The sequence below is a fragment of the Pleomorphomonas carboxyditropha genome, from assembly GCF_002770725.1.
Taxonomy (GTDB): domain Bacteria; phylum Pseudomonadota; class Alphaproteobacteria; order Rhizobiales; family Pleomorphomonadaceae; genus Pleomorphomonas; species Pleomorphomonas carboxyditropha.
In genome coordinates, this window is the sequence record NZ_NQVN01000006.1 from 142,206 (window position 1) to 156,847 (window position 14,642).

Below are 14,642 nucleotides of genomic sequence, written 5' to 3' on the forward strand. Positions count from 1 at the left end.
CTTTTCGCGAAGATAACAGATGCGAAGCGCAATCGCTGCCGCTTCATGCCTTGCGCACCCACCGTCCTCCTCCCTCCTGCTGCCAGTAGGTGACCTCGAGGCCGCGCCCCTTCAGCGTCTTCCAGGCGGCGCGGGCCTCGGCGAGCGCCGCCTCGTCGGTGCCGTCGAAGATCAGCACCAGACGCTCGTAGCGTTCGGCGTCGTCCGGCAGCGGCGCCCGGTCGACGAGAAAACGGACGGTGGCGCGGTTGGGCGCCTCCGGACCGGCCGTGAGATAGACCGGCTGCAAGGCGGCGTGGCCGTCGGCCGCGGTGCCGTGCGGCAGGAAGGCGGCGTCGTCGAAGGTCCAGAGATGGCCGTCGAGGGCGGCGAGCCGCTCCGGCGTTCCCGCCTCCACCACCACGCGCCAGCCGCGCTCGACCGACTTCTGCAGGAGCAGCGGCAGAACCCGTTCGAGCGGCTGGCCGTCGAGGTGATAAAAGAGGGCTTCGGTCATCGGTCGGTTCGCCCGTCAGCGGTGATGGCCGGCGCCCGCAGGCGCCGACCATATCGCGTCCTCAGCTCTCGAAGCGGTTGCGCACCAGGCGGTCGAGCAGGCGCACGCCGAAGCCCGAGGCCCAGGCCTTGTTGATGTCGGTCTCGGGGCTCGACATGGCCGTGCCGGCGATGTCGAGATGCGCCCACGGCGTCTCGCCGACAAAGCGCTTCAGGAACTGCGCCGCGGTGATCGAGCCGGCGTTGCGGCCGCCGGAGTTCTTCATGTCGGCGAAGCGGCTGTCGATCAGCTTGTCGTATTCCGGGCCCATCGGCATGCGCCACAGGCGTTCGCCGGTGTCCTCGCCCGCCTTGGCGAGATCGCCGGCAAGCTGATCGTCGTTGGAGAACAGGCCGGCCATCTGCGCGCCGAGCGACACCACGATGGCGCCGGTCAGCGTGGCGAGGTTGACCATGAAGGCCGGCTTGAAGCGATCGGCCGCGTAGGTCAGCACGTCGGCGAGAACGAGACGGCCCTCGGCGTCGGTGTTGACCACCTCGATGGTCTGGCCGGACAGCGAGGTCAGGATGTCGCCGGGGCGGTAGGAGCCGCCGTCGGGCATGTTCTCGACGATGCCGAGCAGGCCGACGGCGTTGACCTTGGCCTTGCGGCCGGCCAGCGCCCGGAACAGGCCGGTGACGGCGGCGGCGCCGCCCATGTCGGCCTTCATGTCCTCCATGCCGGCGCCCGGCTTGATGGAGATGCCGCCCGAATCGAAGACGACGCCCTTGCCGATGAACACGGCGGGACGGTCGCCGTCCTTGCCGCCGTTCCACTTCAGGACGACGACGCGCGGCGGCCGGGCCGACCCCTGGGCCACCGCGAGCAGCGCGCCCATGCCGATCTTGCGGAGGTCCTTCTCGCCGAGCACCTCCACCTCGACGCCGAGCTTTTTCAGCTTCTCGGCTTCGGCGGCGAATTCCTGCGGCCCGAGCGCGTTGGGCGCCTCGTGGACGAGATCGCGGGCAAGCACCACGCCCTCGGCCACCGGCTCGACCTCGGCCCAGGCCTTCCTGAGCTTGCCGGCGTGCTCGGCCACGATGGTGACGGCAACGGAAGCCGGCGCGTCGTCCTTCTTCACCGTCTTGTACTTGTCGAACTCGTAGGCGCGCAGGCGAAGGCCCAGCAGCACCTCGGCGCCGAGCTCGGGCGTCAGCGGCCCGCCCGTCGTCTCGAGAATCACGGTCGCCGCCTTGGCCTTGATCTCCTTCAGCTTGCCGTAGACCTGGCCGCCCAGCTTCAGCGCCGCCTTGTCGTCGAGTTCGGCGGCCGCGCCGACGCCGGCCAGAATCAGCCGGCCGACCGACAGGCCGGCAGGCGCGAGGATATCGAGGAAAGAGCCGGCCTTGCCCGAGAAGCCGGTGGCCGCCACGGCGCGGTCGAGGCCTTCGCTCAGCCGATCGAGCACGGCGCTCCCCATGGCGCCGGCCTTGTTGTCCGGCCCGACGAGCACAACCAGCACCGGGGCGTCGGCCTCGAGCGTCTTGGAAAATGAGAGAGTGGGAGCAGCCGCCATGATTTCTTCCTGATTGCCGGGCACCCCTAAGCGGGCGCGATCCGGATCTGCCGGCCGAATGTGGCGCTTGAAGACGGAGAGAGCAAGACGGGAGTTGCATTCCGACGCCATCGCCGCCGGCGGGCGTCGGGCAGCTTCCGGAACGGCCCGAAAATTTACCCTTTTCGGGAAGGAAGGATTCACTATAGGTCTGCTAGCCTCGGCTTTCCTGCCGTCGGCAGGTTTGACACGGGGTCACGATGCGGCGTTTCGGCACCTACCTCTTCTCGCGAACGCTTTCCGCCTTCCTCGGCGTGATGTTGACGCTCGCCGGCATTGCGTGGGTGACGCAGGCGCTGCGCCGCTTCGACCTCGTGACGGCCAAGGGACAGGCGATCGCCGTCTATCTCGGCCTGACCATGCTGTCGATGCCGCGCGTCCTCGGCGTGGTGGCCCCCTTCGCGCTGGTGGTGGCCCTGGTGCTGGTGCTGCAGCGCCTGCAGGCGGAAAGCGGCACCGTGGCGATCACCGCGGCCGGCGTATCGCAGCGGCGCCTCGCGTTGCCCTTTATCGCCGCGGCGCTGACGGTGTCGGTGTTCATCGCGGCGCTGGCCTTCTGGCTCAACCCGGGCGCTTCGCGCTCGGTCTACGACATGATGCAGACGGTGCGGGCGGACATCGTCGCCAACGTCATCCAGCCCGGCCGCTTCACCCAGGTCGACACCGGCCTGACCTTCCATATCCGCAACCGCGACGGCGACGGATCGCTGCTCGACCTGTTCATCCTGGACGATCGCAACCCGGAATTCTCCTACACCTATTCCGCCAAGCGCGGCCGGGTCGCCGAGGTGGCGGGCCGGTCGATGATCGTGATGGAACAGGGAACCATTGAGCGGAAGACCAAGGACAGCGGCGCCAACACCTTCGTCACCTTCGGCTCCTACGCCTTCGATCTCAGCCAGTTCGCCGCCAAGTCGGGCAATACCAACTACGGGCTGTCGGAGCGGACGCTGGGCGAGCTTTTCAGCCTGCGCAAGACCGACGACGATCCGGAGATCGCCCCGGAGATCATGAACCGCCTGGCCGAGCCGATCTATCCGCTGGCCCAGACGCTCGCCGTTTTCCTGTTCCTCGGCTTTCCGACCAGCAACCGCCGCGGCCAGACGCTGCCGGTGACGATGGCGATCATCGTGGGGTCGCTGGTGCGGGTGCTCGGCTTCGCCGTCATGGGGGTATCAAAGGGGTCGCCGGAAATCTCCTTCATGGCCGTCGCCGCGCCGACGCTGCTCACCGTCGTCTTTGCGATCATGATCATCGTCGGCGTCCATCCGGTCGTCTCCACCGGCTTCCTGGACAACCTGATCGACCGCCTGCGGCGAGCGATCATCGGCAGGCAGGAGGCGGCCCGATGATCGGCCGGTCGCTTGCCACCTATTTCACGCTGCGCTTTGCCGTGTGGATCCTGGGAATGTTCACCGGCATCTTCCTGCTGGTCTTCCTGATCGATTCGATCGAGCTGCTGCGCTCGACCGGCGGACGCGACGACATCTCGGTGGCCCTGGTCATCGCCGCGTCGGCCCTGCGCGTGCCGGCGCTGATGGAACAGGTGCTGCCCTTCGCCGTGCTGCTCGGCTCGATCGCCGCCTTCGTGACGCTGTCGCGCGGCTCCGAGCTGATGATCGTGCGGGCCGCCGGCCTTTCCGTCTGGCAGTTCACGCTGCCCGCCCTGGTGTTTGCCCTGGTGCTCGGCGTCGCCACCTCGACGATCTACAATCCGTTTGCCACCTGGGCCCGCAACCTGTCGAGCGACATCCTGGTCGGCTCGCGCGCCAGCGTGATGACGGCGCTGCTGTCGGGATCGGCGACGCCGAGCTGGACGCGGCAGCGCACCGGCGACGGCAACGCCGTGCTGCACACCGAAGGCGTCTCGGACGGCGGCCGCACGATTCAACAGCCGGTGTTCTGGGTGTTCGGCGCCGACGGCATGCTGGCCGAGCGCGTCGAGGCCAACGTCGGCCAGCTCGAGCCGGGGCAATGGCATCTCTCCGATGCCACGGTCACCAAGAGCACCGGCGTTCCCGAGCAGCACGACAGCTACTTCCTGCCGACGGCGCTGACGGCCGAACAGGTCGCCGGAGGCCTCGGTTCGCCCGACAGCATCTCCTTCTGGCAACTGCCGGCCGCCATCGCCCAGGCCCGCGCCTCGTCGCTGCCGGCAAACAGATTCAGCCTTCAGTATCAATCACTCCTGGTGCGTCCGCTGCTCCTGGCATCGATGGTTCTCATCGCTGCAACAGTGTCGCTGGGATTTGCACGATACGGCGGTGGCGAGAAGATGATTCTCGGTGGCGTCGTCGCTGGCTTCGTGCTTTATGTCGTCATCGAGGTTGCCCGTTCGCTGGGCAGCGAGGGGCTGGTGTCGCCGGCCCTCGCCGCGTGGGCGCCCTCGATCGTGGCGATCCTGCTGGGTTCCACGGTTCTGTTGTTCCGCGAGGATGGGTGAGCGTGCGTAAATCTGTCGTATCGCAGGCATCGGAGCCGGGAACCGCCGCGCGCCTTTTGTGCGGCGTAGCGGTCACGATTCTGGTCTTCCTGCCGGCTGGCGCCCTTGCCCAGTTCGTCAAGGACACCTCGCTGACCGGCATGATCAGCTCGGCCAAGCAGCCGACCAGCGACGAAAAGATGATGATCGAGGCCGACACGGTCGCCTACGACATGGACGCCGATTCGGTCACCGCCACCGGGCGCGTCGTCATCTACTATCTCAACCACGTGGTGGTGGCCGACGAGGTGACCGTCGACCGCAAGTCCAAGCGCGTGACGGCGACCGGCAACGTCGAGATCACCGACCCCTCGGGCAACGTCGCCCGCGGCGACCGGATCGACCTCGACAACGACCTAGCCAACGGCGTCATGGAAGGCCTCGAACTCATCACCACCGAGCGGGTCGCCTTCACGGCGCGCAATGCGACGCGAACCAACGGCGATCTGACCACCTTCAACGACGGCACCTATCTTCCCTGCGTCGACTGCAACGGCGTGAAGGGCAAAAAGCCGATCTGGCAGATCAAGGCGAATCGCATCCTGCACAAGCAGAAGGACCAGACGATCGTCTTCGAAAACGCCACCTTCGAGTTCCTGGGCGTGCCGCTTGCCTGGGTGCCGGTGCTGTCCCAGCCCGACCCGTCGGTGAAGAACAAGACCGGCCTGCTGATGCCGAGCATCAAGAGCAGCAAGAAGCTCGGCTACTCGATCAAGGTGCCCTATTACGTCTCGCTCGACCCCAGCTACGGCCTGACGCTGACGCCCACCGTCTATTCGCGCCAGGGCCTGCTGTTCTCGGCCGAGTGGCGGCAGCGGCTGGAGGGCGGCAAATATTCGATTACCTTGTCCGGCATCCACCAGAACGATCCGGAAGCCTATGCGGGCAGGTCCGGCGACGAGCTTTGGCGCGGCTCGGTGGAATCATCGGGCAGCTTCAAGATCAACGAGAACTGGTCATGGGGCTGGAACGTCGCGGTGGCGAGCGACACGACCTTCATGAAGAACTACGACCTCAAGTCCGGCAACTCGGACGTCGCGGTCAACAAGGTCTATCTGACCGGCGTGCGCGATCGCAACCGCTTCGACATGGCCGCCTACGGCTTCTTCGTGCAGCAGGACGATTCGCTGACATCGAAGCTGGAGCAGGACCGCGACCTGCAGGAGAAGCAGCCCTACGTCGGGGTGATCGACCACAAGGTTTACGCCAAGGACCCCGTGTGGGGCGGTGAAGCGTCGCTGACCACCAATTTCACCACGATCACCCGCACCAGGGACGACATCTACCAGATCGACAGCAACGGCAACGGCCTGTTCGACCCGGGCGAGAAAACCCGCGTTCGGGCGGCGGCCGGCACCTTCGACCGCCTCAGCATAGACGCCATGTGGCGCCGGCGGATGGTCGACCAGACCGGCGGCGTAATGACGCCGTTCCTCTATTTCCGCGGCGACGCCATCTTCTCCGACCCCCACAACAGCGCCGTTCTGCCGGAGACGTCGAGCGGCCTCCTGGGACGGGCGATGCCGGCGGCCGGCCTCGAATACAGCTACCCGGTGGCGATCACCTCGCCGGTCGGCAACCAGATCATCGAGCCGATCGCCCAGTTGATCGTCCGGCCGGACGAGACGGAAGCCGCCCATATTTCGAACGAGGATTCGCAAAGCCTCGTCTTCGACGCCAACAGCCTGTTCGACTACGACAAATTCTCCGGCTATGACCGCGTCGAGGGCGGAACGCGCGCCAACGTCGGCCTGCGCTACTCCGGCTCCTTCAGCCACGGCTTCGGCGTCAGCGGCACCTTGGGCCAATCGTTCCAGCTCGCCGGCGTCAATTCCTTTGCCGAGGCGACCCGATACGACACCGGCGCCTATTCCGGTCTAGAGTCCGATGTCTCGGACTATGTCGCGGGCCTCAGCCTCAGCACCAAGACCGGATTCCTCGCCAGCAGCGGCGTGCGGCTCGATCACGACAGTTTCGCCGTCAACCGCTTCGACGGCCAGGTTCTCGGCATCGGCGGGCCGCTGACGGCGGCGCTGACCTATGCGTATATCCGCTCGCAGCCCGATCTCGGCATCGACGAGGACCGCTCGGAACTGCAGGCGGCCACCAGCCTCAGGCTGACCGAGAACTGGCGCGCCTTCGCCTCCAGCCGCTATGATCTCATCAACGACCAATTCGTCCGGCATGCGCTGGGGGTCGCCTATGACTCGGAAGAGTTCTCGGTGTCTTTCTCCTATTCGAAAGACCTGACGACCACGCCCAACGACCAGACCTTCTATCTTCGGGCGGGATTCAAGACGCTCGGCGACCTCGGCACATCGTTCGGCATAGACAATTAGCGTTCTCGGTCTTTATGTGCCCCCGATATCGCAGACCATCGACTTGACAAATTCCATTGGTAGATGCTCCGGTTCGGACAGAAACGGGCGGAGAAGGTGAAGATGCATCATATCGTGACGATCGCGAGAAACATGCGGTGCGCGCTCTTGGCTGCGACCATTGCCGCGGTGGCCTCGCTGTCGCCGGCCGGCACCGCCCTCGTCTCCCCCGCCCAGGCGGCCAGCAACATCAAGGTGGTGGTCAACGACCAGGCGATCACCACGCTCGACGTGCAGTCGCGCGCCCGCCTGCTGCAGCTTGCCATGCATCTTTCGCCCGGCGCAGCCGCCAAGGCGGCGCAGGACGAACTGATCGACGAGCAGGTCCGGCTTCAGGAAGGGGCACGGCGGGGCGTCGTCGTCAGCGAGGATGCGGTGGTCGCCGCCCTGACCAGCATCGCCTCCCGCTCCAAGATGACGCTGCCGCAGTTCGAGCGGGCGCTCGGCCAGGGCGGCGTGCCGATCAAGACCTTCAAGGATCGCATCCGCGCCCAGATGGTCTGGGGGCGCATCATCCGCGCCAAAATCCAGCAGGACCTCAAGGCGGAATCGGCCGATCTCATCCAGCAGATGCGCAATCGCGAAAAGAACGCCGATGCCGTGACGGCGAGCGACTACATGCTCCAGCGCGTGGTGTTCGCGGTCCAGCGGAGCGCCTCGCCGGCCGACGTCAACCGCCGCAAGGCCGAGGCCGAAGCGTTGCGCGGCAAGTTCCGCAACTGCAGCGAAGGGCTGGCGCTGGCCAAGGGATTGCGGGAAGTGGCGATCGTCAACATCGGCCGCAAGCTGGCGAGCGAAGTGCCGCCCGGCCTGAAGGACGAACTGGAGAAGACGATCGAGGGCCATCTCACGCCGCCGCAGCGCTCCGAGCTCGGCTTCGAGATGTATGCGGTGTGCAGCAAGATCGAGGTGACCGGCGAGGCGGCCGTCGCCGCCGGCCTCGACGCCGAGGCGCTCGACAAGCGCGGCGAGGAGACCTCGAAGAAGCTCACCCAGGAATTGCGGCAGAAAGCCAACATCATCTACCGCTGACCATGCCGGACACAACAGCCGCCAAGCCGGGACTGCCCCTTGCCGTGTCGATCGGCGAGCCGGCCGGCATTGGCGCCGAGATCATCGCCAAGGCCTGGCTTCTGCGGCGGGAGAAGGCGCTGCCGCCGTTCTATGTCGTCGCCGATCCCGCCTTCCTTGAAAGCCGCCTCGCCCGCCTCGGCCTCGCGGCGCCCGTCGCGGCGCTGACGCCGGAATCGGCGGCCGAGGCGTTCGCCGACGCGCTGCCCGTGTTCGATCCCGGCCAGCCGGTGGAGGACCGGCCGGGGGAGTTGTCCGGGGCGACGGCGGCGGCCACCATCGCCGCCATCGAGACGGCGGTCCGGCATATCCGCGACGGCCGCGCCGGCGGCCTCGTCACCGCGCCGATCCAGAAATCCAATCTCTACGCCGCCGGCTTCAAGTTCCCCGGCCATACCGAGTTCCTTGGCGAGCTCGCCCGGCAGCTCTGGCCCGGCGCGCCGCACGAGCCGGTGATGATGCTGGCCGGCCCGGAGCTGGCAACCGTGCCGGTCACCGTGCATATCGCGCTCGCCGAGGTACCCGGGGCGCTCACCGGCGAGCTGATCGTGGCGACCGGCCGCATCGTCGACCGCGAGATGAAGGCGAAGTTCGGCCTCGCCCGGCCGCGCCTCGCCGTCGCCGGCCTCAATCCGCATGCCGGCGAACAGGGGGCCATGGGGCGCGAGGATCTGGAGATCGTCGCGCCGGCCGTCGACCGGCTGCGGGCGCAGGGCATCGAGGCGCGCGGGCCGCTGCCGTCCGATACGCTGTTCCATGCCGCCGCCCGCAAGACCTACGACGTGGTGCTGGCCATGTACCACGATCAGGCGCTGATCCCGGTGAAGACCATCGCCTTCGACGAGACGGTCAACGTGACGCTCGGCCTGCCCTTCGTCCGGACCTCGCCGGACCACGGCACCGCCCTCGACATCGCCACCCGGGGCGTCGCCGATCCGTCCAGCCTGATCGCCGCCCTCGCCATGGCCGGCCGCATGGCGGCCATCGGGGCCCGGGCATGAGCCAGATCGACGACCTGCCGCCGCTGCGCGAGGTGATCGACCGGCACGGCCTGTCGGCGCTGAAGAGCCTCGGGCAGAACTTCCTGCTCGATCTCAACCTCACCGCCCGGATCGCCCGCGCCGCCGGCCCCCTCGCCGGCCGGACCGTGGTCGAGATCGGCCCCGGCCCCGGCGGCCTGACGCGCGCCATCCTCGCCGCCGGCGCCGCCAAGGTGCATGTGATCGAACGGGACCGACGGGCGATTGCCGCGCTGGAGGAGATCGCCGCCCATTATCCCGGCCGGCTGCGGATCATCGAAGGCGATGCGCTCGAAGTGGACAGCGCCGCCCTCGGCGACGAGCCGCCGGTGATCATGGCCAACCTGCCCTACAACATCGCGACGCCGCTCCTCACCGGCTGGCTTTCGCCGCAAAGCTGGCCGCCGCGCTGGACGGCGATGGTGCTGATGTTCCAGAAGGAAGTGGCCGACCGCATCACGGCGCAGGCCGGCGACGACGCCTACGGCCGCCTCGGCGTGCTCTGCGGCTGGCGCAGCTACGCCACGCAGATGTTCGACATTTCGCCCAAGGCCTTCGTGCCGCCGCCCAAGGTGACATCGACGGTGGTTCACTTCGCGCCGCGGCCCGCGCCCTCGCCCTGCGACCAGGCCGATCTCGAAGCCGTCACCGCCGCCGCCTTCGGCCAGCGCCGCAAGATGCTGCGGCAGAGCCTGAAGGCGCTCGGCGTCGATCCGATCGCGCTGTGCGCCGCCGCCGGCATCGAGCCGACGGCCCGCGCCGAGACGATCCCGGTGAAGGGCTTCGTCGATCTCGCCAATGCCTGGAAGGCGATGCGATAGATTATGCCAAGAGCGTGCCGACGAACCCCTCGATGCCCTCGGCCGCCCGCGACCGCCGGCTGCGCTCGGCCCGCAGGATGGCGGTCAGATCGGCGAAGGCGGCATCGAGGTCGTCGTTGACGACGACATAGTCGAAGTTCGTCCACTCGGCGATCTCGCGGCGGGCGTTGACCAGGCGCTTCTCGATTACCTCCAGCGCATCCTCGGCCCGGCGGGTGAGACGCGAGCGCAGCTCGTTCATCGACGGCGGCAGGATGAACACCGAGACGACGTCGGCCGACATCTTGTCGCGCAACTGGGCGGCGCCCTGCCAGTCGATGTCGAACAGCACGTCGCGGCCGGAGGCCAGCGCCGCCTCCACGGGGGCCAGGGGCGTGCCGTAGTAATTGCCGTGCACCTCGGCCCATTCCAGCAGTTCGCCGCCGTCGCGCATCGACAGGAAGCGCTGCGGCGAGATGAAGTGGTAGTGCACGCCCTCGATCTCGCTCGGCCGGCGGTCGCGCGTAGTCACCGAGATCGACAGCGTCATGTCGCGGTCGGTGTCGAGGATGCTGCGCGACAGCGTGCCCTTGCCGGCACCCGAGGGCGAGGAAATGACGAACATCAGCCCGCGGCGGGGAAAGCGGACGTGTCTCGGCTCGTGGGTCACCATGGCGATCACTCGACGTTCTGGACCTGCTCCTTGAACTGATCGACCACCGCCTTGAGGGCGAGGCCGATCCGCGTCAGGGCCGTGTCGTTGGATTTGGAGCAGAGGGTATTGGATTCCCGGTTGAATTCCTGGGCCAGGAAATCCAGCCGGCGGCCGACGGCGGCGGCGCCCGCCATGAGCTCGCGCGCCTGGGCGATGTGCGCCTTGAGGCGATCGATTTCCTCGCGCACGTCGGCGCGGGTGGCGATGAGCGCCGCCTCGACGTGCAGCCGCTGCGGGTCGATGTCCTCGCGGGCGAGCAGCACGGCGAGCTGTTCCTCGAGGCGGTCGCGGATCGCCTCGGGCGTACGGGCCGGCAGCGCCTCGGCCTCGGCGACGAGGCGGGCGATCTCGTCGACCTGCTCGCCGAGGATGCGGCCGAGCGCCACGCCCTCGGCGGCGCGCGAGGCCTGGAAATCGGAGAGCACCTTGCCGAAAGCGGCGATCAGCTCGGCCTCGAAGGCCTTGGCGGTCTCCTCGTCCGGCCCCGCCTCGACCACTTCGACGACGCCGCGGATGGCGAGCAGGCCGTCGAGGGAGGCGTCGCGAATGCCCGGCGTGCCGGAATGGCGGCGCGCCGTGTCGATGAGGGCGGCGAGCAGAGTCTCGTCGATGCGGAAGGTCTGGGCGGAGGTTTCGCGCGTCACCGTCAGATTGACCGACACGTTGCCGCGCGACAGCGTTTCCGATGCCTTGCGGCGTATCGCCACCTCCACGGCGTCGAAGCCGGGCGGCAGGCGCAGCCGAAGATCGAGCCCGCGTCCGTTGACCGAGCGCAGCTCCCAGGCAAACCGGTTGCCGGCCGCGGAGCCGTCGAGGCGGGCAAATCCCGTCATGCTGTTGAGCGGCATAGTTTCACCTCCAGTTCAAGCGGGCTTTTACACCAGCGGGCCGAAGCGCAAAAAGAAAAATGCAGCTCCTCGGCGGAAACGACTCTTGCGGCACGGCTTCACAGCTCTCCGGCCGTGGCATAGACTCCCCGCCACAACCAAGGGAGAAAGCCATGGAATATCGTCTGCTCGGACGTTCGGGTCTCAAGGTCTCCGCGCTTACCGTGGGCACGATGACCTTCGGCGGCAAAGGCAATTTCGCCAAGGTCGGCGCCGTCGGACCCGCCGAGGCGGCGCGGTTCGTCGATCTCTGCATCGATGCCGGCGTCAACCTGATCGACACCGCCGACGTCTATTCGGAAGGCCTGTCCGAGGAGATCGTCGGCGACCTGATGCAGGAGCGGAAGGGCAAGGGGGTTCTCCTCGCCACCAAGGTCCGCTTTCCCATGGGCGGCGGCCCCAACGACCGCGGCCTCAGCCGCCATCACATCATCGCCGGCTGCGAGGCCAGCCTGCGCCGCCTGAAGACCGAGACGATCGACCTCTACCAGGTGCACCAGTGGGACGGCCTGACGCCGGTCGAGGAGTTCATGGAGGCGCTCGACAGCCTGGTGCGCGCCGGCAAGGTCCGCTACATCGGCTGCTCCAACTTTTCCGGCTGGCACCTCATGAAGGCGCTCGCCGCCGCGTCCGCCGAGCACCGGCAGCGCTTCGTATCGCAGCAGATCCACTATACGCTGGAGGCGCGCGAGGCCGAATACGAGCTGGTGCCGATCTCGCTCGACCAGGGGCTCGGCATCCTGGTCTGGAGCCCGCTGGCCGGCGGTCTTCTGTCGGGCAAGCACCGCCGCAACGCCGCCGCGCCGGAAGGCACGCGGCAGCTCGCCGGCTGGACCGAGCCGCCGATCCGTGACGAAAACCGCCTGTGGACCATCGTCGACGCGCTGGTGGAGATCGCCGACGCGCGCGGCGTCAGCGGCGCGCAGGTGGCGCTCGCCTGGCTGCTCGGCCGGCCGGGCGTGACGTCGGTGGTGATCGGCGGACGCACCGAGGCGCAGTTCGCCGACAACCTCAAGGCCGCCGACCTGCAGCTTTCCGCCGACGAGCGGAAACGGCTCGACGAGGTCAGCGCGCCGCCGCTCCTCTACCCCTACTGGCACCAGTTGCAGACGGCGAAGGACCGGCTGGGACCGGCCGACCTCGGCCTGTTCGGGCTCACGCCGTAACCGGGCAAAACGATGCCGCCGGCGGGGGATACTTTGCCCTGGGCACGCTGGCGCAGTTCCTGTCACGCCGTCATCGCCGAGCGCATCGCCTCCCATGGATCGTCATCCTCGCGAAGGTGGGGACCTCGGGACGAGAAGGCGATGAGGGATGTATCAGGCGCCCCAGCGTTGCCGGAGCGCGATATCTGTGTTGTGCCTTGTTCTGCCTGAGGTCCTCGCCTGCGCGAGGATGACAGCTTTATATATGGGGAACAAAGGGATAGGCCGGCACACTGGTACCCGAGGCAAATTCCCGCGCGTGCTGTTTCTCAAGCTTGCCCGGGAATTTGCCCGGGTACGCGAACGTTCCCGTCACGCCGTCACCGCCCAGCGCATCGCCTCCCATAGATTGTCATCCTCGCGAAGGCGAGGACCTCAGGACGAGAAGGCGAGGAGGGGCGTATCAGGCGCCTTGCGTTGCTGGAGCGCTATATCCGCGTCGAGCTTTGTTCTGCCCGAGGTCCTCGCCTGCGCGAGGATGACAGAATTATATATGGGGAACAAAGGGATAGCTCGGCACACTGGTGCCAGGGGCAAATTCCCGAGCATGCTGTTTCTCAAGCTTGCCCGGAAGTTTGCTCCGGGTACGCCAGCGGCACGAAAAGGAATTCTCAGGCGGCCTGGCCCTTTCGCGGCGGCGCCGTCGATTCTCCGACCACCAGTTCGATCGGCAGTTCCACCACCCGGCCTCCGGCGCCGTCCGGCTTGTCGCCGAGGATGAGTTCCACCGCCGCCTCGCCCTTGCCGATGCCCGGCTGGCGAATGGTGGTGAGAGAGGGAGAGAAGCTCGCCGCCTCCTCGATGCCGTCGAAGCCGACCACCGAGAAGTCGTCGGGAACCTTGCGGCCGAGCGACCGCAGGTAGGTCATGACGTGCAGAGCCACGCGGTCGGAGGTGCAGACGAAGGCCGTGGTGTCCGGATTGGCGGCCAGCACGGCATCGACGCCGGTACAGACGCCATCATACTCCGAGCCGGTCTCGAACACCGGCTGCGGCGGCAGGCCGGCGGCGCGGAACGCGTCGCGATAACCGGAAAGACGCCGCCGCACCACCTCGAAGGAGGAGCGCACGGCCCGGACATCGTCGACGAAGCCGACGCGCACTTCCTTCTCGGTCTCGAAGGTGAACACGGCGAAATGCCGGTGGCCGAGGTCGACGAGGTGCTGCGCCGCCTGGCGAGCGCCGCGGTAGTCGTCGATCCGGACGACGTCGAAGCCGGGGCCGACGGGGAAGTCCACCGCCACGAACGGCAGGCCGCGCTTCTTGGCCAGCTCGACCAGCGTGTTGCCCTCGTTGAGGCAGTTGAGGATGAAGCCGTCGACCAGCGCCGTCCGGATGTTCCAGGCAGCGATCTCGTCGTCGGTCGCCGACACCAGCGAGATGCCGGCGCCGCGCGCCTCGCAGGCCCGCGCCACGCCGGACAGGAACAGGCGGGTGTACTGGTCGTCGAAGAAGCCGTTGAGCGGCCCGATGGTGACGACGCCGATGGCGTTGACGCGTCCGGCCCTGAGCAGGCGGCCGCGCGGATCGGGGCCCCGATAGCCCAGCGACCGGGCCGCTTCCTCCACCCGCTCGCGGAGCTGTTCGGAGACGAGGCCGGGCCGGTTGAAGACGTTGGAAACCGTTCCCTGGCTGACGCCGGCGGCCCGCGCCACGTCGGCGAGCTTCACGGTCTTGTTGTGCGGAGTTGAACTTTCACCCATCTGTCCGTCCGATGCACCGGAAATCCGGCTGTAACTGACGAGGGACAACGGCGTCTCTCTTCCCGAGATCGCAATCGAAATCCGCGCAGCACTCGCCGGTGCAAACCGGCAAGTATCGCCCGGAACGTCCGCCACCCATGCCCCCCGGCGAACAGCCGACCGATCAGTTCGACGATGCGACCGATCTCGTTGAAACGATATACGCAAAACCCTTGAGAACAACAAGAAACTTGCGCTTCGCTACCATTTCGGCCGGTCAAAACTTCATGAACAGGCCGTCGATTGAACTTAA

The 14,642-nt window shown here is 67.4% G+C and carries 12 protein-coding genes; 7 read left to right on the forward strand and 5 right to left on the reverse strand.

All coding sequences use genetic code 11. The annotated features are described in order from the left end of the window. Positions 1-43: 43 nt before the first annotated feature. Both CJ014_RS11740 and CJ014_RS11745 read right to left on the reverse strand, forming a co-directional pair. The gene (locus CJ014_RS11740; RefSeq protein WP_100080673.1) at positions 44-496 is read right to left on the reverse strand and encodes a DNA polymerase III subunit chi; all 453 of its coding nucleotides are present in this window, start codon (positions 494-496) and stop codon (positions 44-46) included. Between the two features lie 61 nt (positions 497-557). Next, positions 558-2,051: a leucyl aminopeptidase gene (locus CJ014_RS11745; RefSeq protein WP_100080674.1), complete on the reverse strand. Its 1,494-nt coding sequence runs from the start codon at positions 2,049-2,051 to the stop codon at positions 558-560. 239 nt (positions 2,052-2,290) lie between these two features. Here CJ014_RS11745 and CJ014_RS11750 point away from each other — a divergent pair, with 239 nt between their 5' ends. The 6 genes from CJ014_RS11750 to rsmA all read left to right on the forward strand — a co-directional run bounded on the left by CJ014_RS11750 (position 2,291) and on the right by rsmA (position 9,861). After that, on the forward strand, positions 2,291-3,442 hold the full coding sequence (locus CJ014_RS11750; protein ID WP_100080675.1) for an LptF/LptG family permease: 1,152 nt from the start codon (positions 2,291-2,293) through the stop codon (positions 3,440-3,442). Beyond that, positions 3,439-4,533 carry an LPS export ABC transporter permease LptG gene (lptG, locus tag CJ014_RS11755; RefSeq protein WP_100080676.1) on the forward strand — a complete coding sequence of 365 codons (1,095 nt, stop codon included), beginning with the start codon at positions 3,439-3,441 and terminating at the stop codon, positions 4,531-4,533. Before CJ014_RS11750 ends, lptG begins: the two co-directional genes overlap by 4 nt. 2 nt (positions 4,534-4,535) lie before the next feature. Next, positions 4,536-6,911 (forward strand): LPS-assembly protein LptD, encoded by a 2,376-nt coding sequence (locus CJ014_RS11760; protein WP_133121846.1) that lies wholly within the window; start codon positions 4,536-4,538, stop codon positions 6,909-6,911. 114 nt (positions 6,912-7,025) lie between these two features. After that, positions 7,026-7,982: a SurA N-terminal domain-containing protein gene (locus tag CJ014_RS11765; protein ID WP_165790822.1), complete on the forward strand. Its 957-nt coding sequence runs from the start codon at positions 7,026-7,028 to the stop codon at positions 7,980-7,982. A 2-nt stretch (positions 7,983-7,984) separates the two neighbouring features. Further along, positions 7,985-9,022 carry a 4-hydroxythreonine-4-phosphate dehydrogenase PdxA gene (gene pdxA / locus CJ014_RS11770; protein ID WP_100080679.1) on the forward strand — a complete coding sequence of 346 codons (1,038 nt, stop codon included), beginning with the start codon at positions 7,985-7,987 and terminating at the stop codon, positions 9,020-9,022. Beyond that, positions 9,019-9,861 (forward strand): 16S rRNA (adenine(1518)-N(6)/adenine(1519)-N(6))-dimethyltransferase RsmA, encoded by an 843-nt coding sequence (gene rsmA, locus CJ014_RS11775; RefSeq protein WP_100080680.1) that lies wholly within the window; start codon positions 9,019-9,021, stop codon positions 9,859-9,861. The genes pdxA and rsmA overlap by 4 nt, the downstream gene beginning before the upstream one ends. A 1-nt stretch (position 9,862) precedes the next feature. On the opposite strand, the gene gmk is transcribed toward rsmA, so the two are convergent. Then, positions 9,863-10,513, reverse strand: coding sequence for a guanylate kinase (gmk, locus tag CJ014_RS11780; RefSeq protein WP_100080749.1), 651 nt, complete (start codon positions 10,511-10,513; stop codon positions 9,863-9,865). A gap of 5 nt (positions 10,514-10,518) precedes the next feature. Beyond that, complete coding sequence (locus CJ014_RS11785; protein ID WP_100080681.1) at positions 10,519-11,403, reverse strand: YicC/YloC family endoribonuclease; 885 nt, start codon at positions 11,401-11,403, stop codon at positions 10,519-10,521. Positions 11,404-11,555: 152 nt separating this feature from the next. On the opposite strand from CJ014_RS11785, the gene CJ014_RS11790 reads away from it, so the two are divergent. Next, positions 11,556-12,608 (forward strand): aldo/keto reductase, encoded by a 1,053-nt coding sequence (locus CJ014_RS11790; protein ID WP_100080682.1) that lies wholly within the window; start codon positions 11,556-11,558, stop codon positions 12,606-12,608. Between the two features lie 650 nt (positions 12,609-13,258). Here CJ014_RS11790 and CJ014_RS11795 read toward each other — a convergent pair. Continuing rightward, entirely contained in the window at positions 13,259-14,350 is a 1,092-nt protein-coding gene (locus tag CJ014_RS11795) for a LacI family DNA-binding transcriptional regulator (RefSeq protein ID WP_100080683.1), read from the reverse strand. Positions 14,351-14,642 lie beyond the last annotated feature (292 nt).

Coding starts and splice junctions, on each gene's coding strand:
- pdxA (WP_100080679.1), top strand. CDS start 7,985: ATGCCGGACACAACAGCCGCCAAGCCGGGACTGCCCCTTGCCGTGTCG.
- gmk (WP_100080749.1), bottom strand. CDS start 10,513: ATGGTGACCCACGAGCCGAGACACGTCCGCTTTCCCCGCCGCGGGCTG.
- lptG (WP_100080676.1), top strand. CDS start 3,439: ATGATCGGCCGGTCGCTTGCCACCTATTTCACGCTGCGCTTTGCCGTG.
- CJ014_RS11785 (WP_100080681.1), bottom strand. CDS start 11,403: ATGCCGCTCAACAGCATGACGGGATTTGCCCGCCTCGACGGCTCCGCG.
- rsmA (WP_100080680.1), top strand. CDS start 9,019: ATGAGCCAGATCGACGACCTGCCGCCGCTGCGCGAGGTGATCGACCGG.
- CJ014_RS11740 (WP_100080673.1), bottom strand. CDS start 496: ATGACCGAAGCCCTCTTTTATCACCTCGACGGCCAGCCGCTCGAACGG.
- CJ014_RS11790 (WP_100080682.1), top strand. CDS start 11,556: ATGGAATATCGTCTGCTCGGACGTTCGGGTCTCAAGGTCTCCGCGCTT.
- CJ014_RS11795 (WP_100080683.1), bottom strand. CDS start 14,350: ATGGGTGAAAGTTCAACTCCGCACAACAAGACCGTGAAGCTCGCCGAC.
- CJ014_RS11750 (WP_100080675.1), top strand. CDS start 2,291: ATGCGGCGTTTCGGCACCTACCTCTTCTCGCGAACGCTTTCCGCCTTC.
- CJ014_RS11745 (WP_100080674.1), bottom strand. CDS start 2,051: ATGGCGGCTGCTCCCACTCTCTCATTTTCCAAGACGCTCGAGGCCGAC.